This is a genomic window from Pseudonocardia oceani, assembly GCF_019263585.2.
Taxonomy (GTDB): Bacteria; Actinomycetota; Actinomycetes; order Mycobacteriales; family Pseudonocardiaceae; genus Pseudonocardia; species Pseudonocardia oceani.
On record NZ_JADQDF010000001.1, the window covers coordinates 2,406,549 to 2,433,143 of the forward strand.

Consider the following 26,595-nt stretch of genomic DNA (forward strand, 5'->3'; position numbering starts at 1 on the left):
GGAGAGCGGAGCCGGACGACCCGAGCATAGGTCGACCCGCCGGCGGGTCACCGGTCGTCGTGCGACGCCACCGGACCGGGCGGGCGTCGTTCCACCGTAGAGTTCCATCATAGGAGACGGGCGTCACCGATAGTGGATCCTCGCCGCAGGAGTCCGACAGATGAGTTCCTGCCCGTCCTCCGGTAGCACCTGACGACTGGCTGATCACGACCCGAGGAGGAGCACCGTGCGCACGCCGGCGGTCACCGAGGACATCACGCTCGACGGCGTCATCGACCTCGTCGCCACCGGCAGCACGCGGCTGGTCCGCGCGCTGGTCGGGGAGGGCCCGGTCGACGAGTTCCGGCTGTTCGTGTGGAGACCCGTCCGTTCCGCTCCGGGGTCGTGCTGATGCGCTTCGCGGTCGACCGACTCGTTGAGAGGTGAACGACCGCGCCCTGTGCCAGACTCGCCGGGGGTGAGACCGGCGGAGGGTGAGTGGACCAGATCGCGCTCGACCCGGCCGTCCACGACGCCCTCTGCGATCCCGCGCGGCTGCGGGCGCTCGAGCAGTCGGGGCTCGACTCCCGGTCGGACCCGGAGATGGAGCGCATCGCCACGCGCGTACAGCGCTGGCTCGACGTGCCGGTCGCGCTGGTCACGCTCGTGCAGCCCGCGCAGCAGGTCTTCCCCGGGTTCGTCGGCCTCCCCGAGCCGTGGGCGTCGCGGCGCGCCACCCCGCTCTCGCACTCGTTCTGCCGGCACGTCGTGGCCACCGCGGAGCCGCTGATCGTCGAGAACGCCCCCGAGCACCCCCTGGTCCGCGACAACCTCGCGATCCCCGACCTCGGCGTCATGGCCTACGCGGGCATGCCCCTGACCGACGCCGAGGGGCACGTGCTCGGGTCGCTCTGCGCGATCGACACGCGCCCGCGGCCGTGGACGCCCGGGCAGACCGAGGCGCTGCGCGACCTCGCGTGGGGATGCTCGGTCGAGCTGCGCCTGCGGCTCGCGCGCTTCGACGCCGAGCAGGAGCGAGCCCGCCGCGACCTGCTGGAGGGCGACCTGCGGAGGTCGTTCGACCGGAGCCAGTCGATGCTGCTGACCTCGCAGGCGTTCACCCGCACCGCCACGGTCACCGACGTCCGCGACCGGATCTCCGAGCTGGCCTCGGCCCGGGACGTGGTGGCGCCGAGCTACGTGGGCATCTCGCTGCTCGGTCCCGACGGCCGGTTGCACCGCTACGACGGCCACGCCGGCCTGTACGCCCCGAGCGGGGCCACCGGCGCTCTCGACGGGACGTCGGCGGTCTACCGGCCCGACGCCCCGGTCCCGTCCGCGGCCTCGGTGCGGCTGGCCCGGATCGTGCACCACGGCGACCGCCCCGACTTCGACTCCGCCTACCCCGCGCCGGTGCGGCGGCTGCTGCGCGACCTCGGCCTGCACTCCGTCGTCGCGGTGCCGCTGACGGGCGACTCGGGCGTCATCGGGTCGATGGTGCTGGGCTGGGACGTGCCCCGCCGCTTCGACCCCGTCGAGCTGCTGCCCCTCACCACGGTCGCCGGGTTCGCCGCGCAGGCCCTGCACCGCGCGGAGCTGCTGCAGCACCGCATCGGCGTCGCCCAGCAGCTGCAGAACGCCATGCTGTCCCCGCTGCCGTCGGTTCCGGGCCTGGTCATGGCGGCGCGCTACCGGTCGGCCGACTCCCGCGAGCACGTGGGCGGCGACTGGTACGACGCCGCCGTGCTGCCGGGCGGCCCGTCGGGCGGGAGTGCCGTCGCCGTCTCCGTCGGGGACGTCCTGGGCCACAACCTGGGCGCGGCCACCGTCATGGGCCAGCTCCGCCCCATGCTGCGCCAGGCCTGCTGGGACCACGCCGGGGAGCCGCCCTCGCACGCGCTGGCCGCGCTGGAGTCGGCCACCACCGGGATGGGGCGCGGCGCGATGGGCACGGCCGTGCTCGCCTACCTGCGCGCCGAGCCGACCGGCGCCTGGGCGGTGAGCTGGACCAACGCCGGGCACCCGCCGCCCGTCGTCCTCGCCCCGGGCGAGCCCCCGCGGCTGCTCGAGGAGCACGACCACCTGTTCGGCGTCGGCGCGCTGGCCTCGTCCCCGCGGCACGACCACGACGTCCGGCTGGAGCCCGGGTCGCTGCTGTTCCTCTACTCCGACGGGCTGGTCGAGCAGCGCGGCCACGAGGTCGACGAGGGGCTCGCCCGGCTCACGGCCCTGCTCGACCGCCACCGCGACGTGTCCTGCCAGCGGCTCGTCGACATCGTGGTGGAGCGGCTCGCCGCCGACGCGCCCGACGACGTGGTCGTGCTCGCGCTCCGGATCCCCTAGGGCCCGGCGCCGGAGGCGGCCGCCTCGTCGACGATCTCCGCCACCACGTCCTGGATGCCCGCCATGCCGGTACGGACCGGCACCGCGCCCGGGAACTCATCGCGCCGGCCAGCCCACCCCCGGTGCCGGGGCCCGGGCGACGCGCACCTGCCCGGTCCGCGGGCCGCCCCAGGGGTCGAGGTGGTTCCAGACCGCCTCCATGACGAACAGCGTGCGGCCGTCGTCGCCGCCGAGCATGAGGGCGAAGGCGCTGCGGTCGAGCGGGATGCGGTCGAGCACCTCCCCGCCCTCGGCGACGCGGACGCAGTCCTTGTCGTCCTCGGCGCGGCCGAAGGAGGCGGCGGAGGTCCAGACGGCGCCGTCGGCGTCGATGCAGATGCCGTCGGGGGTGACGCCGTCGGCCCAGACGCGGCGGTTCCCCAGGCTCCCGTCGTCGGCGATGTCGAAGGCCAGCAGCGTGTCGGCGAAGGAGTCGGCGACGATCAGCGTGCCGCCGTCGGGCGTCACGGCCATCCCGTTGCCGAACCGGATGCCGTCGGCCACCCGCCGCACCGCGCCGCCCGGGGTGACCAGGGCGATCACGCCGGGTACGAACTCGGCGGTGCCGGCGAAGAAGCCGAGGAGGTCGAAGTCGGAGCCGTTGACGTAGACGTTCCCCCTTCCGTCGACGACGAGCTCGTTCCAGCCCGACGCGATCCCGCTCAGGTCGGCGTGAACGACGATCTCGCCATCGTGCTCGCGGCGCAGCAGCAGCCCGGGGCGGCCCTTGGTGACGAGCAGCATCCGGCCGTCGGGCAGCCAGTCGATCGAGTGCGGGCCGAGGTCGTGGTCGGCGAGCACGACCTCGGCGGTGCCGTCGAGGTCGACGGCGACGATCTCGTCGGCGCCCCAGTGGCAGAACCAGAGGCGGCCGTCGTGCCAGCGGGGGGACTCGCCGATCACGAGGTCGGCGAGCAGGACGCGGGTGGTGGTGGCGGTGCCTGTCATGCCTTCCACACGGTCGACCCCTGACCTCCTCGACACCGCTACGGAGTGATCTGCATCACAGGGACGGTCGCAGATCCCCGGGCCACGGCCCTACCGTTCCCCGCCATGGACCCCGCCACGATCCGGCAGCACATCGTCGACACCCACCCCGGCACGTACGTCCTCGAGGCCAACGGCGACCTGTACTTCGTCCACGACCCCGCTCGCGACCTCCCGCCCGAGCGCCAGCTGCCGTGGGCCACGATCGTCACCTCCGACGCCCACGACACGGCGTCCGACCTCGGCCGCCCCGGCGTCTTCCGGCTCAACATCGGCCTGCCCAAGGCGCTGTTCGCCGAGCTGTGGCCGGCCGGCGCCGAGCACGACCGCACTGCCCTCGACGTGCTCGTGCCGCACCCCGTCTACGGCCCGATGCACTGGGTGGCGGTGCTCAACCCGGACACCTCCTGGCCGACGGTCCGCGACCTGCTCGCCCGCGCCCACGCCCTCGCCGAGCGCAAGTACGCCAACGCGTCGCGGCGGCGGGACGGGGCGTGAAGTACCGCGTGAGCGGTACATCACGGCTGTTCCGAGGCCGCCGAACTGCCGTGGTGTACCGCTCACGCGCCGTGCGTCGGGCGCCGTGACCCTCTCATTCTGAGACCCCGGCGCGAGCGGGCTCGTCGAACTCCCGGTGCCGCGACGAACCCGCCATGACCCACCCCGCGCCGACCGCGTCGGTGCCGGCCAGGAGCGGCACGCCCTCCTCGTCGAGGATGCCGGTGAGCCGCAGCTGGAGGTCGTAGAGCGCGTCCGCCTGCCGGCGCACCTCGGCGACCGCGGCGTCGGCGCTCCCGGCGTTCATCGGCGTCAGCAGCGCCCCGGGCAGCGCCGGCACCGCGGGCGAGTTCGCAGGCAGTCCGAGCGTCCCCTCCCGGCGGCGGCGCAGCAGCTCCGCCGGGTCGGCGCGCTGCAGCGGGGCGCGTGGACGTCGACGAACCCCGGGACCACCCACGTCCCCGCCGCGTCGACGACCTCCGCGCCCGCCGGAGCCGCACCCGGCCCGACCGCTGTGATCCGTCCGCCCTCGATCACGACGTCCTGCCCGGGCGCGACGCCCCCGGCCCGCGTGTCGACGACGGCGGCCCCGGCCAGGACCAGCGGCCTCACGACTGCAGCGCCCCGGCCAGGGCCCGCACCTGCGCCTTCCGGAACTCCCGCGAGATCGCCGCCTTCGGCTCCACCCCGTCGAACCCGTGGTACGCGCCGGGGAAGACCTGCACCTCGCACGCCACGCCCGCCTCGCGCAGCCGTGCGGCGTGGGCGAGGTCCTCGTCGTGGAACAGGTCGAGGTCGCCGAGCCCGATCCACGCGGGCGGCAGGCCCGCGAGGTCCTCGTGGCGGGCGGGCGCGGCGAGCCCGGAGACGGTGCCGTGCGCGGCGTCGCCCAGGTAGGCCGCCCACCCGAAGCGGTTGGAGCGCTGGTCCCACACCCGGAAGGCGCTCTCGTCGAGGTCGGTGCGCAGCGTCGTCCGGTCGTCGAGCATCGGGTAGGACAGCAGCTGGAACACCGGCGCCACCTCGCCGCGCTCGCGGGCCAGGAGGGCGAGTCCGGCGGCCAGGCCGCCACCGGCGCTGGCGCCGCCGACCGCGATCCGCGCCCGGTCGACGCCGGGCAGCCCGGCCAGCGCGACGAGCCCGGCGTGGCAGTCCTCCAGCGGCACCGGGAACGGGTGCTCCGGGCTCAGCCGGTACTCCACCGACGCGACGACGACCTGCAGCTCCTCGCTGACGGCCCGGCACAGGCCGTCGTCCTGCGCGGCGGTCCCGATCACGAACCCGCCGCCGTGGACCCACAGCAGCGCGGCGCCGGTGGGCGACGCCGGGCGGAACACGCGCATCGACGCGCCCGCCCCGAGCGCGACGGTCTCCGCCCCCTTCCCGGAGCCGGGCAGCCGTCCGGCCAGGCGGGACAGGAACCGCACCGGCCGCAGCGTGCGCGGGCCGACGACGCGGCGGGGCAGCCGGCGGGCGAGGGTCAGGCTGGGGTGGAACGGCGAGTCCGGCACGCGGCGATCGTCGCACCCATCGGCGTTGACCGGCGGCGACCGCGGGGGGACGATCGGCCGAACCCGCGGAGGAGGTCGCCGGATGGCCGTGTGGGACGTCGCCGCCCGGCCCGACCGGGAGCAGTTCGACTACTGGCACGAGGTCATCTGCCAGGCCTTCGTCCCCCTGACCCCGAGCCGCGCCGAGCAGGGCCCCGGTTTCGCCGCGCGGGTGGAGACGCGGCCGCTGCAGCGGGTCGTCCGCGCGAGCATCGCCTCGCAGCCGCAGCGGACCGCGCACGGCCCCGCCGAGGTCGCACGCACGCACGGCGCCTACTACTTCGTGAACCTGCAGCTGGAGGGCCGGTGCGAGGCGCGGCAGGGGCGCACGGCGTCGGTGGTCGAGCCCGGGCAGTTCACCGTCGTCGACACCACCGAGCCCTACTGGTTCGACTTCGACGGCCCCTGGCGGATGCTGTCCTACCGCCTCCCCCACGAGCTCCTCGACGCCCGGCCCGGGCTGCTGGCCCCGCACCTCGCGGGCAACCGCGACGCCAGCGGTGCGGGCGGGGTGGTGACGGCGCTGCTGGCCGCCCTGTGGGACGTCGACGACTCGACGCCGCCCGGCGCCCGCGCCGACCTCGAGCTCGCGCTCGCCTCGGCCGTGTCCGCCGCGCTGGCCCGGAGCCCCGCGCCGCAGGAGCCGCTGCGCGAGGTGCTGCGCGCCGAGGTCCTGCGGTACGTGCGGGCGCGCCTGGGCGACCGCTCGCTGTCGGTGGCGTCGGTGTGCCGGCGCTTCGCCGTCGCCCCGCGCACTCTGCACGCCGCGTTCGCCGGCAGCGGCACGACGTTCGCCGCGACCGTTCGCACGCTGCGCCTGGAGCGCTGCGCCGCGCTGCTGGCCGATCCGGCCGTGACGGGCACGATCACCGAGGTCGCGGCGTCGGCCGGCTTCGACGACCCGGCGTCGTTCAGCCGCGCGTTCCGCCGGGAGTTCGGCTGCGCGCCCGGCGACGTGCGGCGCGGCGCACGAACTGCACGGCCACCGCACACGCGATGACGAGACCGGCCGCCCCGGCGCGGGCGACCCTGGCTGCTCCGCCGTCCCGAGGAGCCCGATGTCCGTCTCGTTCTCGCTGTCGCCCGAGCAGGTGCAGCTGAAGAAGGCCGCGCGCGCGTTCGCCGAGGCCCACCTGCGCGACCTCGCCGCCGCCGTCCGCGCCGAGCCCGACCCCGCCCGCCGCGCCGCGCTCGCCCGCCCCGCCTTCGAGCGCGCCGTCGAGGCCGGGTTCCTCAAGGGCTTCGTGCCGGTGCCCTTCGGCGGGGCCGCGACCGGGGGGGTCGACGCCGCCGTGCTCATCGAGGAGTGGGCCGCCCACAGCCCGGACTTCGTCATCTCGATGGCCGGGCCGCTCATCGCGCTCGCGCCCGTCTACGAGGTGGGCACGCCCGAGCAGATCCGCCGGTTCGTCGCCCCGTTCCTCGCCGACTCCGGCGCGCCCGTAGCGGCGATGGCGTACTCCGAGCCCGGTGGCAGCGCCAACTTCGATGCCGCCGCCCCCGCGGAGGGCACCCGGACCACCGCCGTGCACGACGGCGACGACTACGTCATCAACGGACGCAAGGCGTGGGCGTCGCACCTGCCCGGCTGGGACGGCGACGGCCCCGACGTCATGACGATCGTCTGCCGCGCCCCGGGCGGGGTGTCGCTGGTGGTCGCCGAGCGCGAGCACCTCGCCGGGCGCATCGAGGTCGAGGAGGTCTACGACCTGCCCGGGCTGCGCGGCTGCCTCACCGCCCGCGTGCGGCTCGTCGACGTCCGCGTGCCCCGGGCCAACCTGCTCGGCGAGGAGGGGCAGGGCGTCGCGCTGACCCGCAACGCCTTCGTCGGCAGCGGGGCCTCCATCGGCACGTTCGCCGTGGCGGCGATGCGCGAGGCGTTCGACGTCGCCCACCGCTTCGCCACCACCGAGAAGCGCGGCGGCGCCGTCCCGATCATCGAGCACCAGTCCGTCGCCGACCTCCTGGCCGACGCCAAGAGCCGCATCGAGGCCGTCCGCCTGCTCTCCTGGCGCGCCCTGGACGCCGCGCTGTCCGGCCATCCCTCGGGCCTGGAGTGGGCGCTGCACGCCAAGGTGCTGGGCTCCGAGACCGGTGTCGAGGTGATCACCAAGCTGATGGGGGTGGTCGGCGTCTCGGCCTACGACGAGCGGTTCCCGTTGGTCCGGTACCTCGACGACGCGCTGGCCTACCCGGTCATCGAGGGCTCCAACACCGGGGTGCGGCGCCGCCAGCTCCAGGAGCTGCTGCGCACCCCGGGTTACGACCCGCTGGCCGCGTCCGGGATGAGCTGACGCCTCAGCCGCGCATCCGGCCCGTGCCGAGCAGCTGCTGGGCGACGTCGGCGATGCGGCGGCGGTCGTGGCGGGCGACGCGGCGCAGCATGTCGAGCGACCACGCCCACCCCGGGCACGTCGCGGTACACGTCGAGCGAGCCGACGACGATCCCGTTCGGCCGCACCGGCACCCCGAGCATCGCGCGCACCCCCAGCTCCTCGACGGATCTCCTCCAGCCGATTGCCCGGGCCGTCGCTCGCCGCCACGTAGCGCAGGGTGTTCTGCTCGTCGGCGACCATCAGCCCGCTTCCGCTGACGCCGAACAGGTCGACGCACGCGGTCACGGTCTCGCGCAGCGCCTGCTCCAGCCTCTGGTCCCGCACCCCGCTCAGGCGGCGCAGGCTCGCACCCAGGGAGTCCTGGTCGATCTCCGGTATGGCGGGCCTCCTCCCGGTCCGGCCGACGGTCACGACGGGTCGACGGGCTCCGCGCGGGAGCGGTCGGCGAGGGCGGCCTGGCGCAGGATCGATCAGACGCCGCGGCGCGACCGCCCGTCGACGCTCGCGCCGCGGCGGCGGGCAGGACATGATCGGGTGGAACCCCTGGAGGAGATCCGATGGTCCGTCTCGCCACCCGTCTCGGCGGCCTCGTCGCCGACGCCGTGCTCGGCCTGCCGCTGCGCACGAGCGCCTACGAGGTGCAGCGCGACCTCGCCGTCCCCGTCGCCGACGGGGTGTCGCTGCTCGGGGACCTGTACCGACCGTCGCGCGGCCCCGGCCCGCAGCCCGTGGTGCTGATCCGGCTGCCCTACGGCCGCACCGGCCTGGCCGCCCACGGCTTCGTGACGCCGTTCGTCCGGCGCGGCCTGCAGGTCTTCGTGCAGTCCACCCGCGGGACGTTCGGCTCGGGCGGCCACTTCCGGCCGTTCACCACCGAGCACGACGACGGCCTCGCCACCGTCGCGTGGCTGCGCGAGCAGACCTGGTGCGACGGCCGCGTCGCCACCACCGGCGGCAGCTACTTCGGGCACACGCAGTGGGCCATCGCCCCCTACGTCGACCCGCCGCTGGTGGCGGCCTCGCCGCACATCACGGCCTCGAAGATCACCCGGGCGTTCTACGAGAACGGCGCCCCGATGCTGCACACGGCGCTGACCTGGGCGGCGCAGATCGGGCGCCAGGAGGTGGGCGGACCGCTCGCGCCGCTGCCCCACCCCCGCCTCGAGGCCCGGCTCCGCCGGGCCATGCGCGCGCTCCCCCTGCAGGCCGCCGACACGACCGCGGTCGGCGCCCCGGTCGCGTTCTGGCGCGACTTCGTCACCCACGCCGAGCCCGGCGACCCGTTCTGGTCGGTCGCCGACCACGACGGGGCCGACTTCTCCCGCATGCCACCGGTCAACATGGTCACCGGTTGGTGGGACCTGTTCGCGGCGGGTCAGCTCGACGACTACCGCCGCCTGCGCGAGGCGGGCGTCCCCGCCCGGATCGTGGTCGGCCCGTGGCTGCACGGCGAGCCGGGCGAGATCAAGGAGCTCCTGCGCAGCGACGTCACGTGGCTGACCCACCACCTGCTCGGCGGCCCGCCCCCCGCGGGCGCGCCCGTGCGCCTGTACCTGCAGCAGGCCGACCGCTGGCTCGACCTCGACGCGTGGCCGCCGCCCGCGGCCCGGGCCGTCCGCCACCACCTGCAGGCCGGCGGCGGGCTCGCCGAGGAGGCCGGGACCGACGCCGAACCCAGCCGCTTCGTCCACGACCCGGCCGACCCGACCCCGACCGTCGGCGGGCCCACGCTCAAGCCCCCGGGCAAGCAGGCCGACAACCGCGCCGTCGAGGCCCGCCCGGACGTCCTGGTGTTCACCGGGCCCGTCCTCTCCGCCGACGTCGACGTCGTCGGCCCGGTGCGCGCGCGGGTGCACGTGCGCCCCTCGCTGGAGCACGCCGACGTGTTCGTCCGCGTCTGCGACGTCGACGCCGAGGGCGTGTCGCGCAACGTCGTCGACGGCATCCGGCGCCTCGACCCGCGCACGGTGCCGGGCCCGGACGTCACCGTCGGCGAGGACGGGGTGCTCGCCGTCGACGTCGAGCTGTTCCCGACGGCGTACCGGGTGCGGGCCGGGCACCGCCTGCGGGTGCAGGTCAGCGGCGGGGCGTTCCCGCGGTTCGCCCGCAACACCGGGACCGGCGAGCCGCTGGGCACCGCGACGGCGGGGCGGGCCTGCCGGTTCGAGGTGCACCACGACGCGGCGCACCCGTCGTACGTGGAGCTGCCGGTGCTCACCTGAGGGGCTAGCGGGCGCGCTCCCCGCGCAGCAGGTAGCGCTGCACCTTGCCGCTCGGGGTCTTGGGCAGGGCGTCGACGAAGTGCACGCGGCGCGGGTAGGCGTGCGCGGCGTAGCGGGTGCGGACGAGCTGCTGCAGCTCGGTGGCGAGCTCGTCGTCGCCGGTGCGGCCGTGGAGCACGACGAACGCCTCGGCGACCTCGCCGCGCACCTCGTCCGGCACGCCGACCACGGCGCTCTCGGCCACGTCGGGGTGCAGGGCGAGCACGGACTCGATGTCGAACGGCCCGATGCGGTAGCCGGCCATGAGGATCACGTCGTCGTCGCGGCCGGTGAAGTAGAGGTGGCCGTCGGCGTCCATCGAGCCGCTGTCGCCGGTCAGGTAGAAGGCGCGGTCGGCGGTGAACCGCTCGGCCGACTTCTCCGGGGCGCCGTCGTAGCCGGTGAACCACATCAGGCGGCTGGCCGGCACGTCGACGACGACGCGCCCGACCTCGCCCGCCGGGGCCGGTCCGTCGCCGTCCTGCTCCAGCACGGCGAGCACGAACCCGGGCATCGCCCGCCCCATCGACGACGGCCGGACCTCGGCGCGGACGTCGGGGTGGTGCCCGTTGATCGCCACCATGCCCAGCTCGGTCTGGCCGTAGTGGTCGAGCACGGCGACGCCCAGCGCGCCCTCCGCCCAGCGGACGACGTCCGGGGTGAGCGGTTCCCCCGCGCTCGACGCCGCCCGCAGCACCAGGCCCTCGGGCGTCGGCAGGCCGGCGGTGCGCAGGGCGCGGAACACCGTCGGCGCGGCGGCGACGTTCGTGACGCGCTGCTCGTCGAGCACCCGCCAGAACACGGCGGGGGTGAAGTTCGACTCCAGCAGGACCGTCCGGCGCCCGGCGGCCAGCGGAGCGCAGAGCGCGTAGTAGAGGCCGTAGGCCCAGCCCGGGTCGGCGGCGTTCCAGTAGACGTCGTCGGCGCGGACGTCGAGGCCGAACTCCAGGTACGCCACGAACGACGCCAGCGCCCGCGCCGGAACGACGACGCCCTTGGGCTTGCCCGTCGTGCCCGAGGTGTAGAGCTGCAGGAACGGGCCGTCCGGGCCCTGGACCGCGGGCCGACCGCCGGTCGGCCGGGCCGCGGCGAGGTCGTCGAAGGGCAGGTCGCCCTCGCGCGCGCCCTCCCCCACGGTGACGATCCGCCAGGGCGCGTCGGCCGGGACGTCCGGACCGGGGTCGAGCTTGGCGCGCTGCGAGCCGTGGCAGACGAGCACGGTGGCGCCGCTGGCCTCCAGCCGCAGGACGATCCCCTGCGCGGCGAACGCGGTGAACAGCGGCACGTACACCGCACCCAGCCGCCACAGCGCGAGCACCACGACCGGGAGCTCGACGCCCTTGGGCAGCAGCGCCGCCACGCGCGTCCCGGGGCCGACGCCGAGCTCCGCGAGCCCGGCCGCGACGGCCTCGGACCGGCGGCGCAGCTCGCCGTAGGTGAGGTCGGCCGACCCGGCGTCGCCGACGACGGTCACCGCGACGGCATCGGGATCGTGCCGGTCGCAGAGCAGGTGCGCGACGGACAGGTCCGCCGCCCCGTACTCCCCGATCAGCGTCTCGACCCGCTCGCTCGCGGTCATGGACCCACCCCGTTCCTCGTCTTCGGCCTGCGCGCGCCGCGACGCTACCGGGGGGCGGGGGTTCAGCGGGCGACGAGCCCCACGAGCGTCCCGTGGCCGACGACGTGGCCCTCCGCCGCCGCGCGGAGCTCCTCGGCGCTCACGCCCTCCTCCAGCCCGAGCCGCTGGTCCAGCGCCAGCAGCCGGAAGATCATCCGGTGCGAGTCGCCCACGGGCGGTTCCGGCGCGCGCCAGCCGACCGCGCCGTCGTCGGCCCGGCCCGCGACCGCGCCGACCGGCAGGTCCGTGGCCGAGGGGATCCCGGACTCGGTCGACGGGATGCCCGCGGCCAGCCAGTGCACGGCGTCGCCGGCGTCGCGGTCCTCGCACAGGACGGCGAACTCGACCACCTCGTCGGGCACCTCCGTCCACTGGAGCGCCGGCCCGTCGCCCACCGACTCGGCGGGCACGAGCCCGTGGTCGACGAACGCGGTGCTGCGCAGGACGATCGAGCGGGGGTCGCCGTCGCCGCCGTCCGTGCCGGCGGGGGCGCCGCCGCGCGGGCCGGCGGCGCGGTCCGGGTCGCCGAGGGTCACCGGGGGGTTGTCGCGCTGGAGCTCGGCGTTCGCCGCGGCGTCCGCCTTGCCGTCGTTGGTGTGCTGCGTCCCGTCCTGGTCGTACTGCGCGCGCAGCCTGGTCCGCTGCACGTCGTAGGCGTGGCTGCCCGGGTTCGGCATCGGTCCTCCTCACGTCGGGAGCCCGGGATACCCGGCCGCAGCGGGCCCACGCGCGCCCGCGGCCGGCTCGTCAGGCCGGCGGCGGCTGCAGCCCGGCCAGCCAGACGTCGGTGAGGCCGTCGAGGACGTTCTCGCGCGTGAAGTCGCCGTGCTCCCCGTCGACGGGCATCTCGAAGGCCAGGACGCCGCGGAACTGGTTGGTCAGCAGCGCGATCCGCGTGCGCGCCTCCCGGCGGCGGGCCTGCGGCCAGCGCTCCAGCCAGCGCGGCATGCGCTCGACGAACGAGTCGACCGAGCGGTAGGACTCCGGCCCGCCGAACGCGTCGGCCGCCGTGAGCACCGCGCGGTTGTCGACCATCCACTGCAGTGCGCGCGCCATCCAGTCGCGCATCGCCGCGCGCGAGCCCGTCGCGAGGACCTCGTCGAGCTCGGCGTAGAACGCCCGGGTCTCCACCAGCAGGCGCTCGCCGAGCTCGGCCACGACGTCGGACTTCGTGCGGAAGTGCAGGTAGAACGTGGCCCGGCTGGCCCCGGCGGCGCCCACGATGTCGTCGACGGTGCTGGCCGGGTAGCCCTTGCGGCCGAAGACCTCGGCACCCGCGCGGAGCAGGCGCTCGCGGGTGTAGGCGCGCTGCTGCACGCGCAGCGAGGTCGGCTGCGTCATCGGCGGATCCTAGCCGCGGCCGCACCCGAACACAGTGTCCATCTTAGCGTCGTGCGTCACACCTCTTCCCCTGGGAGCAGCCGTGAACGACCACCCCACCCCGGTCCCGGCGGACGTCGACGTCGCCGTCGTCGGCGCCGGGTTCGCCGGCCTCTACGCCCTGCACCTCATGCGGCAGCAGGGCATGAGCTGCCACGTGTTCGAGGCGGCGGGCGACGTCGGCGGCACCTGGTACTGGAACCGCTACCCGGGTGCGCGGTGCGACGTGGAGAGCGTCGACTACTGCTACTCGTTCTCCGAGGAGATCCACCGCGAGTGGGCGTGGAGCGAGCGGTTCGCCACGCAGCCCGAGATCCTGCGCTACGCCGAGTTCGTCGCCGACCGGCTCGACCTGCGCCGCGACATCTCCTTCGGCGCGCAGGTCGGCTCCGTCGAGTGGGACGGGAGCTCGTCCACCTGGTCGCTGGCCACCCGCGACGGCCGCGGGACGCGCGCGCGGTTCGTCGTCGCCGCGGTCGGGCTGCTCTCGGCGTCGAACACACCGGCGATCCCCGGCCTCGACCGCTTCGCCGGCCGCGTCCTGCACACCGGGCACTGGCCGCACGAGGGCGTCGACTTCGCCGGGCGGCAGGTGGCCGTGATCGGCACCGGCTCGTCGGGCGTGCAGGCGATCCCGGAGATCGCGGCGGCCGCGGCGCACACCACAGTCTTCCAGCGCACCGCCAACTTCGTCATGCCGGCGCGCAACCGCCCGCTGACCGCGCGGGAGGTCTTCCACGCCCAGGGCGACCGCGAGTTCATCCGGCAGCAGGCCGAGATCTCGGTCGCGGGTTACTACACCGCGGGCACCGGCCGCTCGGCCCTGGACGACACCCCGGAGCAGCGCGCGGCGGAGCTCGGGCGGCGCTGGGAGATCGGCGGCACCGAGTTCGTCGGCACCTACGCCGACGTCGCCACCTCGCGCGAGGCCAACGCGATCGTGTCCGAGTACGTCCGCGAGCGGATCCGGGAGACGGTGCGCGACCCGCAGGTGGCCGCCCGGCTCGAGCCGCACGACCACCCGATCTCGTCGAAGCGGCCCACCGTCGGCACCGACTACTACGAGACGTTCAACCGCGAGACCGTCGAGCTCGTCGACGTGCGCGCCGAGCCGATCGTGGAGGTCACCGAGCACGGCGTCCGCACGGCCGCGGGCGAGTACCCGGCCGACGACCTGGTGATGGCCACCGGCTACGACGCCATGACCGGCCCGTTGACGCGCATGGGCATCCGCGGCCGCGACGGCCTCGCCCTCGCCGACGCCTGGGCCGACGGGCCGCGCAGCTACCTCGGCCTGGCCACGGCCGGGTTCCCCAACCTGTTCACGGTGACCGGCCCGCTCAGCGCGACCGCCCTCACCAACGTCATGCGCTCCATCGAGCACCACGTGGAGTGGATCGCCGCCTGCCTCGACCACCTGCGCCGCGAGGGCGTCACGACGATCGAGGCCGACGCCGCCGCGCAGGAGCAGTGGGACCAGCAGGTGGCCCACGTCGGCAGCTACACCTTCTACCCCGAGGTCGCCTCCTGGTACACCGGCGGCAACATCGAGGGCAAGGCGCGCAAGCTGATGATGTGGGTCGGCGGGCTCAACACCTACAAGCAGATCTGCGCGTCCGTCGCCGACGGCGGCTACACCGGCTTCCGGCTCGACGGCGCCGAGCCGGCGCGGCCCCCCGAGGCCGTCACGGACGAGGTGCCCGAGCCGGCCCCGGAGGACCTCACCGCCGCCGCGGCGACGCCCTGACCCTCCCCCTCCGGGTCAGTGCGCCGGGGCGAGCTCCCCGAGAAACGCGGTGAGGATCCTCGCCAGGTCCGCGGGGCGCTCGATGTGCAGACCGTGGCTCGACCCGGGCCCGGTGACGAGCTCGTAGCGGGCACCCGGGATCGCGTCGGCCACCTTCTTCGCCTGCCACGGCGGGGTGAGCAGGTCCTGCTCCCCCACGACGACGAGCGTCGGGGCCGTGATGGCGCCGAGCCGGTCGATCGTGTCGTGGGCCAGGTCGGCGTCCCACTGCTCGACGGTGACCTGCATCTGCTCCTCGTTCTGCGGGAACGCGGGCAGCATCGGGCCGAGCATCGCGCCGAAGTCCGGGTGGTCGAGCAGCTGCGGCGAGAACGCGATACCGGCCGTGGCCAGCGCCGAGTCCATGTCGCGGTGCACGTAGGGCAGCCGCAGCGCGGTGAGCACCGAGCGCTGGAACCCGTCGGCGCGGCCCCACGTCGCGTACATCAGGGCGGAGGCGACCTGGTCGGGGTGGGCCAGCGCGAGCTCCTGCACCACCGCCGACCCGAGCGACCAGCCGAGCACGTGCGCCCGCGGGATCTCGAGCGCCTCCAGCAGGGCGGAGGCGTCCTCGGCGAGCGAGGCGACGGTGATGTCGCCGGTGCCGCGGTCGCTGCCGCCGAGGCCGCGGTTGTCGAAGGCGATGACCTGGTGGGTCTGGGCGAGGCGGGACGTCAACTCGCCCCAGAGCGCGATGGCGCCGGACGTGCCCATCACCAGCAGCAGCGGTTCGCCGCTGCCGGTGATCTCGTAGTTCAGGGTGACGCCGGTGCGGACGGGGATCTGTGGCACGGGTGCTCCTCGGTGCAGGGGGGCGGGGTCAGCGGTACTGAAGGCCGTCGTCGATGTCGGCCTCGGGGAGCGAGACGCGCTCGTGGTCGTGCTCGTGCATGTGGGTCCACGGGTCGCGGTCGCTCTGCTTGAACATCCGGTCCTGGGAGCGCAGGACGTACCCGGGGTTGAAGTTGTTCGGGTCGCTCCAGGGCAGTAGCGGCATGCCCTCGTCCTCGGGCCGCAGCGTCGGGAGGACGGTGGACGCACCGCGCTTGGCCATGCGCTCGAAGATCCGGCCGACGACGTCGTTGACGAGGTCGACGCGCAGCGTCCAGCTGTGGCGGAAGTAGCCGAAGGCGTACGCCATGTTCGGGACCCCGCTGATCATGATCCCGCGCCAGGTGACGCGCTGGGAGAAGTCGACGGGTTCGCCGTCGAGGCGGAACGGGATGTCGCCGAACACCGAGAGGTCGAACCCGGTCGCGGTGACGACGACGTCGGCCTCGAGCACCTCGCCCGACGAGACCTGCACACCCTTCTCGGTGAATTCGGTGATCGTGTCCGTGACCACCGCGGCCTTGCCCTCGCGCATGGCGGCGAACAGGTCGCCGTCCGGCACGAACGCGATCCGCTGCTGCCACGGCCGGTAGCTCGGCGTGAAGTGCTTCTCGATGTCGGTGCCCTCGGGCAGCAGCGGCCGGATGGACTCGACGAGGAACGCGTGCAGCTGGTCCGGGTCCTCGAGGCCCGTGGTGGCCAGCCAGTCGAGCTGCTGGACGTACTGGCGGCGCAGGATCTCGTGGGTCCAGTCGGCCGGCAGGTCCAGCGGCGCCAGCATCGTCGCGAGCTCGTGCACCGTCGGGGCGGGGAACCAGTACGACGGCGAGCGCTGCAGCATCGTCACGTGCTCGGCGGTCTGGGCCAGGGCCGGCACCACGGTGGCGGCGGTCGACCCGGATCCGATGACCACGACCTTCTTGCCCGCGTGATCGAGGTCGGAGGGCCAGCCCTGCGGGTGCACGATGGTGCCCTCGAACCGCTCGGTGCCCGGCCACTCGGGTGTGTACGGCTCGTCGTGGTTGTAGTAGCCCTGGCACATCCACAGGAACGACGCGGTGAGCTCGAACTCCTCACCGGTGTCGGTGCGCAGGACCCGCGCGGTCCACCGGGCCTCCTCCGACGACCAGTCCAGCGCCGTCACCTTGTGGTGGTAGCGGATCCGGTCGGTGAGGTCGTCCTCCTCGATGACCTCGTCGAGGTACTCGAGGATCGCGTCGCCCGCGGCGATCGACGCCCCGCGCCACGGCTTGTGGCGGTAGCCGTAGGTGAAGAGGTCGCTGTCGGAGCGGGCGCCCGGGAAGCGGTGCGTCCACCAGGTACCGCCGCGGGCGTCCTGGGCCTCGAGCATCACGAAGCTGCGCTCGGGGAACTCCGTGCGCAGCCGGTGCGCGGCCCCGATGCCGGACACGCCGGCGCCGATGATCAGGACGTCGACGTGCTCGGTCCCACTGGTGCTCTGCGCCTGATCGGCCGTTGCGGCACGGGTCATAACAGGGTTCCCCCATGAGTCGACGATGACGGGACGACCCGACGGTAGGACCGGATCGCCCGCCCACCGTGTCCGAACTTCGGACGGTCCAGGCCTTGACCGGTGACGCATGATGTGACAAAGGCGACAGAGAGGTGTGCCACAGATGGGTGACGTCCTCGCTCGGCGCAGGCTCCTCACCTCCGCCCGGGCCCGGCTCCTGGACCACCCCGACGCCGACCTCCCCGGCATCCCCGACCAGGTCGCGGCGTCCTGGCGCCGCAGCGTCGCGAGCGGCGTCGACCCCTCCGTGATCACGAACCTGCACCACCCCGACCTCGACGTCGGCTCCCGGCTGGTGCGCTGCGCCCGCCCGGTGGTCGAGCAGCTGGCCGAGCAGATCGGGGCCGTCCCGGTGTGCGTCGTGCTCACCGACGACCGCGCCCGCCTGCTCGTCCGCATCGACACGACGGCCGCGATCGGGCGCGCCGCCGACGAGAACTCCTTCGCCGAGGGCTTCGGCTACGAGGAGGGCGCGGTCGGCACCAACGGCGTCGGCACCGTCCTGGAGGCCGGGCGGTCGGTGCACGTCGTCGGCGCCGAGCACTTCGTCGAGTCGCTGCACCCCTACGCGTGCGCCGGAGCCCCGGTGCGCGACCCGTTCACCGGGCGCGTCGAGGGCGTGCTCGACGTCAGCTGCCGGGCCGAGCACTCGTCGCCGATCCTGCACTCGCTGGTCGCGACCGCGGCCACCCGCATCCAGGACGCGCTGCTGCAGGACCGCGACCGCGGGCAGCAGGCGCTGTTCGACCTCTACGCCCGCGTCGACGCCCGCGCCCGTCGCGCCGTGCTCGCGGTGGGCCGGCGGACGGTGCTCGCCAACACGCTGCTGCACACCCTGCTCGACCCGGGCGACCTCGCCGCGCTGCAGGAGCACGCGCGGTTCCGGATGGGCCGCGAGCACGACGTCGACGACCGCCTCGACCTGCCGTCGGGGGTCCGGGTGCGGATGCGCGGCACGGTGGTCACGGTGGGGAGCACGGTCGCCGGCCTGGTGGCGGCGGTGTCGGTGCTGCGCGAGGCCGACGGGATCGCGCTGCACCGGCGGATCGAGCGGCCGCTGCCGGAGACGGCGAGCTCCAGTCCAGCCTGGCGCGGGGCGTGGACGTCGGCGGCGGAGGCGCTGCGGTCGGGCGCGCCGCTGCTGGTCGTCGGCGAGCCCGGGAGCGGGCGGCGGCGGTTGCTCACCGACCTCGACCGCGCGCTGCACGGCGCGGGGCACGTCGTCGAGGTCGGTCCCGCCGACGTCACCGCCGAAGCCGCTGCCGCCGACCGCGTCCGGGGAGCCGGGCCGTCACCGCTGGTCGTGCTCGCCGACGTCGACCGCTGGGACGACCTGCCGCCGGGCCTCACCGCCGCGCTGCACGCCCGCCGGGCCCGGCTCGCCGCGACCACCGGGAACGGTGCGCGGCACGCCGCGGCCGTCGCCGAGGTGCTCACCGGGTTCCGGCGCTCGGTGACCGTGCCGCCGCTGCGCAACCGGTCGGGCGACCTGCCCGCTCTGGTCACCGGCCTGCTGGCCGACCTGGCGCCGGGGCGCGACGCCCGGCTCTCGGCCGATGCGCTGCGCGCACTGGCCCGGCACAGCTGGCCGGGCAACGTGCGGGAGCTGCGCGAGGCGCTCGGCGAGGCCCTGCTGCACCGCCCGGTCGGGATGGTGGAGGTCGGCGACCTGCCCGCGTCCTGCCAGAGCGCCCCGCGCTCCACGCTGCGCCCGGTCGACCAGGCCGAGCGCGACGCGATCGTCGTGGCGCTGCGCGAGTCGGCGGGCAACCGGGTGGCGGCGGCCGCGGCGCTGGGCGTCGCCCGTTCGACGCTCTACCGCAAGATCGCGCACTACGGCATCACGGCCTGACGCGCCGTCCCCCTGCCCTCAGGTGCGCCGCGCGAAGCGGACGATGGCCTGCTGCGCGTCGCGGTACGGCGTGGCGCTCATCGGCGTCCCACCCCCGCGGATCGCCGTCGCCACTCCGACCGCGGCGTCGAGGGCGGCGCGGTAGGGCAGCGAGCCGGTGCTGACGCGGCGGATGCCGAGGCCACCCAGCTCGTCGAGCATGCGGCCGGGCACGGCGAGGACGTTGACCGGCACCGGGATCGCCGCCGCCAGCTCGCGCAGCTCGTCGGGGTCGGTGGCGCCGGGGACGAAGATCCCGTCGGCGCCGGCGGCCACGTAGGCCTCGGCCCGCCGGAGCACGGCCCCGACGGTCGCGTCCGCGCCGAGCCAGTAGTTGTCGACCCGCGCGTTGACGAACAGGCCGGGGCACCGCCCCGTGATCGCGGCGATCTTCGCCGCGTGCACTTCGGGGTCGACGAGCCGGCCGTCGGTGCCGTCCTCGACGTTGACCCCCGCGCACCCGAGCCCGGCGACGTAGGCGGCGACCTCGTCGGGGTCGTCGGAGTAGCCGTCCTCGACGTCGGCGGACACGTGCGCGTCCAGCGGCGCGAGCGCCCGCACCAGCGCCGCCGTGGCGTCGCGGCTGGCCCGGCCGCCGTCGGGCCTGCCCGCGGCGGCACCGACCCCGAAGCTCGTCGTGCCCACCGCGGGGAAGCCGGCGTCGACGAACGCCACGGCCGAGGCGACGTCCCAGGCGTTGGGCAGCAGCAACGGGCGCCCGCCCGCGTGCAGGTCGTGGAAGCCGGGTCGCCGGGAGTCGGTGGGCACGGTGGCGCTCCTGTCGTCGGGGGTCACCCCGTGATGGTGCTCCGGTGGGGCACGGCGCTCACCAGCGTCACCCTCATCCGCGTCCCGTCCGGCGCCGCGTACTCGCGCCGCTCGCCGCCGACGGCCCCCGTGAGCGCCCGCCCCAGCGGCGAGCGCGGGGAGCAGAGCTCGAGGTCGCCGGATGCCACGGCCCCCTCCCGGCCCCCGAGCAGGAAGGTCTCGGTGTCGTCGTCGCCGTCGAAGCGGACGGTCAGGACCATGCCCGGCTCGGCCACGCCGTCGTCGGGCGGTTCGTGCACGACGGCGCTGCGGACCACGTCCTGGAGGTGGCGGATGCGCATCTCCCGCTGCTCCTGTGCGCTCACGTCGCCCGTGTCGGCGGTGCCGGCCTCGCGCTCGGCGAGCAGTGCGGCCAGCTCGTCGGCGACCCGCTCGTGGGCGTCGCGGGACAGCCACACCTGTTCGCTGTGGGGGTGCATCTCGGCCGGTCTCCTACCTGGTGCCGTCGTGGGTCGGGGAGGACGGGGTCGGGAGGGCTCCTCGTCGCTCGGCCCACCGGACCGCGCGCACGACCAGCCGCGGCAGCGCGAGGAGCGCGACGAGGAACGCGAGGGCCGTGGCCCAGCCGGGCAGGACCGCCAGGGCGATGAGGCCGAGCCCCAGCGCGAGGGGCAGGACGTGCCGGGCGGAGACGGGCTGGAGCGCTGCGGTCGCGTCCCGGTCGAACACCGCCACGAACTCCGGGTCCTGGGCCCGGAGCTCCTGCTCCAGCGACTCCAGCACCTGCTGCTCAGAGGGCGAGAGGGGCACGACGTCCTCCTGTTCCGGGCTCGTCCGACCCCTGCTCGTCGGCGGGACGGAGGTCGAACCGCGCCCCGGTCAGGAGCGCGGCCACCGCCGCCGCCTGGGCCTCGCCGAGCCGCACCGTGCGGGGCGACTCGTCGGACCCGGGATCGGTGACTGCCAGGTGCCGGAAGCCGCGGTCCTCCACGACGAGGGACAGCGCGGCACCGTGCTCCGCCGGGACCGAGTAGTGCCACCCGACGCCCGGCAGGCGCTGCGCCTGCACGTCCACGTCCGCCATCACGAGATCCTCCTCTTCTGCTCCATGACACCGCAGCTCACGTGCTCGTCCGGAGTTCGGGGCGCGCTCGAACCGCGCGCCGCTCCGTTCGCGGTGTGACTCCAGGGTCCCCCGGCGACGCCGTCCCGGCCCACGTCCGCGGCGCGCCACAAAGGCAGGTCTCAGTTGCCGGAACCCGGCAACACGCCGGCCCGCCGGGACTAGAGTGCCCGCACCGGACGGAGGGGAGGACGACGTGGCTGATCGCGGTCCGCGGCGCCCGACCGGAGGGGGCCCCGACGACTCGTGGCTGGCCGACGTGGCGCGCGACGCCTGCCGCGACGTCGGCGGCGTGCCGGTCGAGCTGCTGGGCGACTACCTCCCGCTGCTCGCCGACGCCGCGGCCTCCGGGCGCCGCCCCGACGCGCACGAGCTCGACAGCGTCGGGCTGCTCGGCCGGCGCGCCGCCGAGCTCGGGGTGTCGGCGGGCAGCGCCGTGCAGCTGTACCTGTCCGCGGCGCGGCGGCTGTGGCAGCAGCTGCCCGCGGTGGTCCGCTCGCGCGACAGCGAGGTCGTCCGGACCGCGGCCGCCGCCGTCCTGCACGTCGTCGACGAGGCCGTCGCGCGCCTGGTCGACGGCTACACCGACGCCCGCCGGCAGATGGTGCGCTGGGAGGAGACGCTGCGCCGCGAGTTCATCGACGACCTGCTGCGCGGCGACGCCGACGTCGCCGGGCTGGCCGAGCGCGCGGTGCCCTTCGGCCTCGACATGGGCCGCCACCACCAGATCGCGCTGGCGGCGCCGTCGGGCCGCTCCGAGGAGGCGGGCGCGGCGATCAGCGCGCTCGAGCGCGCCGTCGTGCAGTGGGCCGGGGACCGCGACGTGCTCGTCGCCACCAAGGACGGCTGGATCGTCGCGATGACGCCCGCCGACACCGACGTCCCCGGGCCGCGCACCGGCCCGGCCACCCTCGGCGACCTGCTGCTCGCCGAGCTCGGCCGCCTGCCCCGCGGGGAGCCGTGGCGCGTCGCCGTCGGCCGCCCCTACCCGGGCTCGTACGGCATCGCCCGCTCCTACGAGGAGGCCCGCGAGGGCCTGACGATGGCGGTGCGCCTGCACCTGGACAGCCCGCTGATCCGGGCCGAGCAGCTGCTCGTCTACCGGGTCCTGCTGCGCGACCAGCCCGCCATCGCCGACCTGGTGCAGTCGGTGCTGGGGCAGCTGGTGCGCGCCCGCGGCGGCGCCGGACCCCTCCTCGCGACCCTCGACGCCTACTTCGCCGCGGGCGCCGTCACCACGGAGACCGCCCGCCGGCTGCACCTGTCCGTCCGCGCCGTCACCTACCGGCTCGACCGCATCACGACGCTCACCGGCTACGACCCCACCGACCCCGCGCACCGCTTCACCGTGCACACCGCGGTGCTCGGGGCGAAGCTCCTGGGCTGGCCGCAGCGCGACCTGCCGGTGGACCGGTGAGCCGACGACCGCCCCGGGCACGTGTCTAAGCTGAGAGTTCGTCCTGGCGCCGCCGCGAGCCGAGCAGGCGGGCCGTGAAGGAGGGGCAGTCAGTTGTCCGAGGCCGCACCGGTCGGCGAAGCGGGACCGAGGCGGGGTCGACGGGTGGCGCTCAGCCCGCCGGTCGACCTGACGTCCGCACCCGGCTACGGCGCCCGCCGCATGTACCAGGCGTACCTCGCGGCGTGGACCCGCCACGTCGATCCCGTCCTGACCGGGCCCCAGTTCGCGGTGCTGTCCGCGATCCGGGCCTACCCCGACACCGACCAGAGCTCGCTCGCCGGCGCCGTCGCCCTCGACACCTCGACCATGGCCGACGTCTGCCGGCGCATGGAGCGGCGCGGCCTGATCCGGCGGTCGGAGTCGTCGCAGGACGCGCGGCGCAAGCTGCTCTCCCTGACCGACGCCGGCGCCGAGGCCCTCGCCACGACGTTCGACCGGACGCGGGCGCTCGACGAGGCGCTGCTCGCGCACCTGCCCGAGGAGGACCGGGCGCGCATCGCCGAGCTGCTCAACGACCTCGGCCGCGCCTGGGAAGCCGTCGCCGACGGCGAGCCGGCGTAGCCCGGCCTTCCGAGATCGTCCCCCGAAAACTCTTGCGTATCCGGATAGTACGTGTTCGGATTAGTTGACGAGGACGGAAGAGGAGGTCGACGTGGCACCGAGCCAGTCGTTCGAGGTGACCGTGGCGGGCGGTGGGCTGGGCGGTCTCACCACCGCGCTGGCGCTGCGCCAGAAGGGCCTCCGGGTCACCGTGCTGGAGGCCGCGCCGCAGCTGGGCGAGGTGGGCGCCGGCATCCAGACCGCCCCCAACGCCAGCCGGATCCTGGTGGGCCTCGGCCTGCGGGGAGCGCTGCAGCGGATCCACACCGAGCCCCAGGACCAGGTCCGGCGGCGGTGGGCCGACGGCAGCGTCATCGCCTCGCTGCCGCTGGCCCGGCGGGTCGTCGACCAGTACGGCGCGCCCTACTGGCACTACCACCGCGCCGACCTGCACGCGGTGCTCCTGGAGGCGTGCCTGGACCCGGCGGGCCCCGGCCCGGTCGTGGCCGTGCACACCGACGCGCAGGTGGTGGAGCTGGACCGCAGCGACGCCGAGCGTCCGGTAGCGGTCACCGCGCGCGGTGACCGGTACGCCGCCGACGTCCTGGTCGGCGCCGACGGCATCCGCTCCGCGGTGCGCGACCTGGCCGGTTTCGACGACACCCTCGTGTTCTCCGGCGAGATGGCCTACCGGGCGCTGATCCCGGGCGACTCGATCGTCGCCGACCCCGCCACCCGCTTCCTGGCCGACCGGTTCCAGTCGACGATCTGGTACGGGCCGGACAAGCACCTGGTCCACTACATGATCCGCGGCGGGGAGCACCTCAACGTCGTGGCGATCGTGCCGTGCACCGAGGAGGTCCGGCGCGACTGGAGCGCACCGGCGTCGGCGGAGGACATGGTCGCCGACTTCGGCGACTGGGACGACCGCGTCGGGGCCATGCTGTCCAAGGCCAAGGACGACGTGTCGGTGTGGGCGCTGTTCCGCCGCCGGCGCGACCCGGTCTGGGTCGACGGCCGGGTCGCGCTGCTGGGCGACGCCTGCCACGCGATGCTCCCCTACCAGGCGCAGGGCGCGTCCCAGGCGATGGAGGACGCCGCGGTGCTGGCCGAGGAGCTCGGCTCGGTGACCCGCAGCGGCGTCGACGGCGCGCTGGCGCGCTACGTCCACCGGCGGGCCAAGCACGCGGGCATGGTGCAGGACGCGTCGCTGCGCAACATGGACTTCTACCACCTGCCCGACGGCCCGGCGCAGCGCGAGCGCGACGAGAAGCTGCGCCGGTTCGACGGCGAGTCCGACGTCTCCTACGACTGGCTGTGGAACGGCAGCCCGCTGCACGACCCCGACAACGAGGCACTCTCCTACCAGTTCGCACGGTGACGGGAGCAGGTATGCGTACCGGAGATCAGATCGTCCAGGACCTCCCCTGGCGCTGGAGCGTGCAGGGCAAGGTCTTCATCATCGGCGGCCTGGGCTACATGTTCGACGCCTGGGACGTCGCGCTCAACGGCTTCCTGACCCCGCTGCTCGGCGCGGAGTTCGACCTGAGCACCACCGAGCGGGGGCTCGTCGCGACGGCCAACCTCGTCGGCATGGCCGTCGGCGCGGTCGCCTGGGGCACGATCGCGGACCGGATCGGCCGCAAGCGGGCGTTCAGCATCACGCTGCTGATCTTCGCGCTGTTCTCGGCGCTGGGCGCGCTGTCGCCCAACATCGAGGTGTTCTACCTGCTGCGCTTCCTCGCGGGCATCGGCCTGGGCGGCTGCATCCCCGTCGACTACGCGATCGTCAGCGAGTTCTCGCCGCGCAAGCACCGGGGCCGGGTCCTGTCGGCCATGGACGGGTGGTGGCCGATCGGGGCCACGCTGGCCGGGGTGAGCGCGACGTTGCTGGTGCCGGTCGACGGCAACTGGCGCTGGATGCTGCTCCTCATGATCCTCCCGGCGCTGCTGCTGTTCTGGGCCCGCCGCGGCATCCCGGAGTCGCCCCTGTTCCTGGTCCGCAAGGGCCGCGAGGACGAGGCCCGCGCCGTGATCGACGACCTCGTCCGGCGCACGGGCGCGGCGCCGGAGCCGTACTCCGTGCCGGCCCCGGTCGTCGAGGACACCCGCGGCGGCGCCGCCCGCGCCGCGGTCGACCAGCTGCGCCGCGTGTGGGCGTTCAGCCCCCGCATCACGTCGGTGGCCTGGGCGCTGTTCATCTCCGTCATGCTCGTCTACTACGCCGCGCTGAGCTGGATGCCCTCGATCCTGCGGGCGGAGGGCTTCGGCGAGGTCGCCGCGTTCGCGTCGACGACGCTCATGAACGGGCTGGGCATCGTGGGCGTCCTCATCGCCGTCCTGGTGGTGGAGCGGGTCGGGCGCAAGCGCGTCATCGCCGTGGCGGGTCCGCTGGCCGCGGTCACCCTGGTCGCGTTCGCGCTGCTGCTGGGCACCCCGTGGGTCGCGCTCGTCGCGCTCGGGGCGTTCGGGATGCTCGCGCTGATCGTCATCCCGGTGATGTACGCCTACGTCTCCGAGCTGTACCCGACCGAGCTGCGGGCCAGCGGGTTCGGCTGGGCGTCGTCGTCGAGCCGGGCGGTCACCGGCTTCGCCCCGCTGCTGTTCGGCAGCGTGCTGTGGCCGGTGCTGGGCCTGCCGCTGACCTTCGCCCTGCTGGGGGTGCTGGTCGTGGCCGCGGTGGCCTGGATGTGGGTCGCCGCCCCGGAGACCGCGGGCCGCGAGCTCGACCACATCGTCGCCGTGGAGCCCGGCGACAAGGCCGCGGCGCGGTGAAACCGGCCGCCTTCAGCTACCACCGCGCCCGTGACGTCACGGGCGCGGTGGCGCTGCTGTCCGAGCTGGCCGCAGCGGGCGAGGACCCGAAGCTGCTCGCCGGCGGCCAGAGCCTGGTGCCGATGATGAGCTTCCGGCTCGCCCGGCCGTCGGCCCTGGTCGACCTGGGCGGGCTCCGCCGCCGCGGCGAGCTGACGGGGATCACCCCGCAGGCGGACGGGTCGCTGCGCATCGGGGCCCTGACCACCCACCACGAGGTCGAGACCTCCGCCGCGACCGGCCGGGACTACCGCGTGCTCCGCCGGGCCATGCGCTGGGTCGGGCACCTGCCGATCCGCACCCGCGGCACCGTCGCGGGCAGCCTGGTCCACGGCGACGCCACCGCCGAGTGGTGCCTGCTCGCGCTCCTGTGCGACGCCCGGATCGTCGTCGAGGGGCCCGGCGGCCGCCGCGAGATCCCGGCCGGGGAGATGTTCCACGGCTTCTACGCCACCGAGGTCGAACCCGACGAGCTGGTCACCGAGGTCGTGTTCACCCGCCCGGCGCCGCACGCCGCACTCACCGAGTTCGCCCAGCGCCACGGCGACTTCGCCGTCGTCGACGCGGCCGTCGCGCTGGACCGCGCCCCGGACGGCACCCTCCTCGGCGGACGGGTCGTGCTCGGCGGGGTGGCCCCCGCGCCGGTCCGCGTGCCCGTCGCCGAGGCCGAGCTGGACGGCGGGCCCGCCTCGTTCGCCGCCTGCGCCGACGCCGCCGCGGCCGGGGTCGACCCGCCCGCCGACGCGCACGGCAGCAGCGACTACCGGCGCCACCTGGTCCGCACCCTCGTCACCCGGGCCTGCGAGCAGGCCTGGGACGGAGCGAAGGAGTCCCACCCGTGAGCCGGGAGATCCCCAC

At 75.1% G+C, this 26,595-nt stretch carries 25 protein-coding genes; 13 read left to right on the forward strand and 12 right to left on the reverse strand.

Annotated features, from left to right (window positions below; translation table 11 throughout):
- Positions 1–226 precede the first annotated feature (226 nt).
- On the forward strand, positions 227–391 hold the full coding sequence (locus I4I82_RS11995; RefSeq protein ID WP_218590646.1) for a hypothetical protein: 165 nt from the start codon (positions 227–229) through the stop codon (positions 389–391).
- Positions 392–477: 86 nt separating this feature from the next.
- Complete coding sequence (locus tag I4I82_RS12000) at positions 478–2,322, forward strand: GAF domain-containing SpoIIE family protein phosphatase (RefSeq protein WP_218590647.1); 1,845 nt, start codon at positions 478–480, stop codon at positions 2,320–2,322.
- A gap of 96 nt (positions 2,323–2,418) precedes the next feature.
- Here I4I82_RS12000 and I4I82_RS12005 read toward each other — a convergent pair whose 3' ends face one another.
- On the reverse strand, positions 2,419–3,309 hold the full coding sequence (locus I4I82_RS12005) for an SMP-30/gluconolactonase/LRE family protein (protein WP_218590648.1): 891 nt from the start codon (positions 3,307–3,309) through the stop codon (positions 2,419–2,421).
- Positions 3,310–3,414: 105 nt separating this feature from the next.
- Between I4I82_RS12005 and I4I82_RS12010 the strand changes: the two genes are divergently transcribed.
- Positions 3,415–3,846 (forward strand): DUF6194 family protein, encoded by a 432-nt coding sequence (locus I4I82_RS12010; RefSeq protein WP_218590649.1) that lies wholly within the window; start codon positions 3,415–3,417, stop codon positions 3,844–3,846.
- A 94-nt stretch (positions 3,847–3,940) separates the two neighbouring features.
- Here the strand turns inward: I4I82_RS12010 and I4I82_RS12015 are convergent, their stop codons facing one another.
- Complete coding sequence (locus tag I4I82_RS12015) at positions 3,941–4,303, reverse strand: hypothetical protein (RefSeq protein ID WP_218590650.1); 363 nt, start codon at positions 4,301–4,303, stop codon at positions 3,941–3,943.
- Between the two features lie 151 nt (positions 4,304–4,454).
- The gene (locus tag I4I82_RS12025) at positions 4,455–5,357 is read right to left on the reverse strand and encodes an alpha/beta hydrolase (RefSeq protein ID WP_218590651.1); all 903 of its coding nucleotides are present in this window, start codon (positions 5,355–5,357) and stop codon (positions 4,455–4,457) included.
- Between the two features lie 82 nt (positions 5,358–5,439).
- Between I4I82_RS12025 and I4I82_RS12030 the strand changes: the two genes are divergently transcribed.
- The 3 genes from I4I82_RS12030 (at position 5,440) to I4I82_RS12040 (ending at position 9,954) form a co-directional block, all read left to right on the forward strand.
- A complete protein-coding gene (locus tag I4I82_RS12030; RefSeq protein ID WP_218590652.1) occupies positions 5,440–6,396 on the forward strand; it encodes an AraC-like ligand-binding domain-containing protein in 957 nt (318 codons plus the stop codon).
- Between the two features lie 58 nt (positions 6,397–6,454).
- On the forward strand, positions 6,455–7,690 hold the full coding sequence (locus tag I4I82_RS12035) for an acyl-CoA dehydrogenase family protein (protein WP_218595703.1): 1,236 nt from the start codon (positions 6,455–6,457) through the stop codon (positions 7,688–7,690).
- Between the two features lie 599 nt (positions 7,691–8,289).
- Positions 8,290–9,954: a CocE/NonD family hydrolase gene (locus I4I82_RS12040; RefSeq protein ID WP_218592048.1), complete on the forward strand. Its 1,665-nt coding sequence runs from the start codon at positions 8,290–8,292 to the stop codon at positions 9,952–9,954.
- A gap of 4 nt (positions 9,955–9,958) precedes the next feature.
- Here I4I82_RS12040 and I4I82_RS12045 read toward each other — a convergent pair whose 3' ends face one another.
- The 3 genes from I4I82_RS12045 to I4I82_RS12055 form a co-directional block, all read right to left on the reverse strand.
- Positions 9,959–11,572 carry an AMP-binding protein gene (locus tag I4I82_RS12045; protein ID WP_218592047.1) on the reverse strand — a complete coding sequence of 538 codons (1,614 nt, stop codon included), beginning with the start codon at positions 11,570–11,572 and terminating at the stop codon, positions 9,959–9,961.
- 62 nt (positions 11,573–11,634) lie between these two features.
- Entirely contained in the window at positions 11,635–12,288 is a 654-nt protein-coding gene (locus tag I4I82_RS12050) for a YbhB/YbcL family Raf kinase inhibitor-like protein (RefSeq protein WP_218592046.1), read from the reverse strand.
- Positions 12,289–12,358: 70 nt separating this feature from the next.
- Complete coding sequence (locus I4I82_RS12055; protein WP_218592045.1) at positions 12,359–12,952, reverse strand: TetR/AcrR family transcriptional regulator; 594 nt, start codon at positions 12,950–12,952, stop codon at positions 12,359–12,361.
- 82 nt (positions 12,953–13,034) lie between these two features.
- Between I4I82_RS12055 and I4I82_RS12060 the strand changes: the two genes are divergently transcribed.
- On the forward strand, positions 13,035–14,738 hold the full coding sequence (locus I4I82_RS12060) for a flavin-containing monooxygenase (RefSeq protein ID WP_218592044.1): 1,704 nt from the start codon (positions 13,035–13,037) through the stop codon (positions 14,736–14,738).
- Between the two features lie 15 nt (positions 14,739–14,753).
- On the opposite strand, the gene I4I82_RS12065 is transcribed toward I4I82_RS12060, so the two are convergent.
- Together I4I82_RS12065 and I4I82_RS12070 are read right to left on the reverse strand one after the other, a co-directional pair.
- Positions 14,754–15,569, reverse strand: coding sequence for an alpha/beta fold hydrolase (locus I4I82_RS12065; RefSeq protein WP_218592042.1), 816 nt, complete (start codon positions 15,567–15,569; stop codon positions 14,754–14,756).
- 28 nt (positions 15,570–15,597) lie between these two features.
- Positions 15,598–17,100, reverse strand: a complete 1,503-nt coding sequence (locus tag I4I82_RS12070; RefSeq protein ID WP_218592041.1) for a flavin-containing monooxygenase — start codon at positions 17,098–17,100, stop codon at positions 15,598–15,600.
- A 145-nt stretch (positions 17,101–17,245) separates the two neighbouring features.
- On the opposite strand from I4I82_RS12070, the gene I4I82_RS34620 reads away from it, so the two are divergent.
- Positions 17,246–18,994 carry a sigma-54-dependent Fis family transcriptional regulator gene (locus I4I82_RS34620; protein ID WP_218592040.1) on the forward strand — a complete coding sequence of 583 codons (1,749 nt, stop codon included), beginning with the start codon at positions 17,246–17,248 and terminating at the stop codon, positions 18,992–18,994.
- Positions 18,995–19,012: 18 nt separating this feature from the next.
- Here the strand turns inward: I4I82_RS34620 and I4I82_RS12090 are convergent, their stop codons facing one another.
- Genes I4I82_RS12090 through I4I82_RS12105 form a run of 4 tightly spaced genes read right to left on the reverse strand, consistent with a single transcriptional unit; the run spans position 19,013 to position 20,885 of the window.
- On the reverse strand, positions 19,013–19,828 hold the full coding sequence (locus I4I82_RS12090) for an isocitrate lyase/PEP mutase family protein (protein ID WP_226370004.1): 816 nt from the start codon (positions 19,826–19,828) through the stop codon (positions 19,013–19,015).
- On the reverse strand, positions 19,825–20,280 hold the full coding sequence (locus tag I4I82_RS12095; protein WP_218595704.1) for a GreA/GreB family elongation factor: 456 nt from the start codon (positions 20,278–20,280) through the stop codon (positions 19,825–19,827). The genes I4I82_RS12090 and I4I82_RS12095 overlap by 4 nt, the downstream gene beginning before the upstream one ends.
- Positions 20,281–20,293: 13 nt before the next feature.
- Positions 20,294–20,611 (reverse strand): DUF3040 domain-containing protein, encoded by a 318-nt coding sequence (locus I4I82_RS12100; protein WP_218595705.1) that lies wholly within the window; start codon positions 20,609–20,611, stop codon positions 20,294–20,296.
- Positions 20,592–20,885 (reverse strand): cation:proton antiporter regulatory subunit, encoded by a 294-nt coding sequence (locus I4I82_RS12105; RefSeq protein WP_218589701.1) that lies wholly within the window; start codon positions 20,883–20,885, stop codon positions 20,592–20,594. Before I4I82_RS12105 ends, I4I82_RS12100 begins: the two co-directional genes overlap by 20 nt.
- 235 nt (positions 20,886–21,120) lie before the next feature.
- Between I4I82_RS12105 and I4I82_RS12110 the strand changes: the two genes are divergently transcribed.
- The 5 genes from I4I82_RS12110 (at position 21,121) to I4I82_RS12130 (ending at position 26,579) form a co-directional block, all read left to right on the forward strand.
- Positions 21,121–22,341: a PucR family transcriptional regulator gene (locus tag I4I82_RS12110; RefSeq protein WP_218589702.1), complete on the forward strand. Its 1,221-nt coding sequence runs from the start codon at positions 21,121–21,123 to the stop codon at positions 22,339–22,341.
- Positions 22,342–22,542: 201 nt separating this feature from the next.
- Positions 22,543–22,944 (forward strand): MarR family winged helix-turn-helix transcriptional regulator, encoded by a 402-nt coding sequence (locus I4I82_RS12115; RefSeq protein WP_218589728.1) that lies wholly within the window; start codon positions 22,543–22,545, stop codon positions 22,942–22,944.
- Positions 22,945–23,035: 91 nt separating this feature from the next.
- Complete coding sequence (locus I4I82_RS12120) at positions 23,036–24,304, forward strand: FAD-dependent monooxygenase (RefSeq protein ID WP_218589703.1); 1,269 nt, start codon at positions 23,036–23,038, stop codon at positions 24,302–24,304.
- 11 nt (positions 24,305–24,315) lie between these two features.
- Entirely contained in the window at positions 24,316–25,698 is a 1,383-nt protein-coding gene (locus I4I82_RS12125) for an MFS transporter (RefSeq protein ID WP_218589704.1), read from the forward strand.
- Positions 25,695–26,579: an FAD binding domain-containing protein gene (locus tag I4I82_RS12130; RefSeq protein WP_218589705.1), complete on the forward strand. Its 885-nt coding sequence runs from the start codon at positions 25,695–25,697 to the stop codon at positions 26,577–26,579. The genes I4I82_RS12125 and I4I82_RS12130 overlap by 4 nt, the downstream gene beginning before the upstream one ends.
- The last annotated feature ends 16 nt before the right edge of the window (positions 26,580–26,595 follow it).

What these genes read in the sequence shown, in the direction of transcription:
- I4I82_RS34620 (WP_218592040.1), top strand. Translation starts at nt 17,246, where the DNA reads ATGGGTGACGTCCTCGCTCGGCGCAGGCTCCTCACCTCCGCCCGGGCC.
- I4I82_RS12050 (WP_218592046.1), bottom strand. Translation starts at nt 12,288, where the DNA reads ATGCCGAACCCGGGCAGCCACGCCTACGACGTGCAGCGGACCAGGCTG.
- I4I82_RS12045 (WP_218592047.1), bottom strand. Translation starts at nt 11,572, where the DNA reads ATGACCGCGAGCGAGCGGGTCGAGACGCTGATCGGGGAGTACGGGGCG.
- I4I82_RS12005 (WP_218590648.1), bottom strand. Translation starts at nt 3,309, where the DNA reads ATGACAGGCACCGCCACCACCACCCGCGTCCTGCTCGCCGACCTCGTG.
- I4I82_RS12030 (WP_218590652.1), top strand. Translation starts at nt 5,440, where the DNA reads ATGGCCGTGTGGGACGTCGCCGCCCGGCCCGACCGGGAGCAGTTCGAC.
- I4I82_RS12125 (WP_218589704.1), top strand. Translation starts at nt 24,316, where the DNA reads ATGCGTACCGGAGATCAGATCGTCCAGGACCTCCCCTGGCGCTGGAGC.
- I4I82_RS12095 (WP_218595704.1), bottom strand. Translation starts at nt 20,280, where the DNA reads ATGCACCCCCACAGCGAACAGGTGTGGCTGTCCCGCGACGCCCACGAG.
- I4I82_RS12105 (WP_218589701.1), bottom strand. Translation starts at nt 20,885, where the DNA reads ATGGCGGACGTGGACGTGCAGGCGCAGCGCCTGCCGGGCGTCGGGTGG.
- I4I82_RS12070 (WP_218592041.1), bottom strand. Translation starts at nt 17,100, where the DNA reads ATGACCCGTGCCGCAACGGCCGATCAGGCGCAGAGCACCAGTGGGACC.
- I4I82_RS12035 (WP_218595703.1), top strand. Translation starts at nt 6,455, where the DNA reads ATGTCCGTCTCGTTCTCGCTGTCGCCCGAGCAGGTGCAGCTGAAGAAG.
- I4I82_RS12055 (WP_218592045.1), bottom strand. Translation starts at nt 12,952, where the DNA reads ATGACGCAGCCGACCTCGCTGCGCGTGCAGCAGCGCGCCTACACCCGC.
- I4I82_RS12115 (WP_218589728.1), top strand. Translation starts at nt 22,543, where the DNA reads ATGTACCAGGCGTACCTCGCGGCGTGGACCCGCCACGTCGATCCCGTC.
- I4I82_RS12010 (WP_218590649.1), top strand. Translation starts at nt 3,415, where the DNA reads ATGGACCCCGCCACGATCCGGCAGCACATCGTCGACACCCACCCCGGC.
- I4I82_RS12040 (WP_218592048.1), top strand. Translation starts at nt 8,290, where the DNA reads ATGGTCCGTCTCGCCACCCGTCTCGGCGGCCTCGTCGCCGACGCCGTG.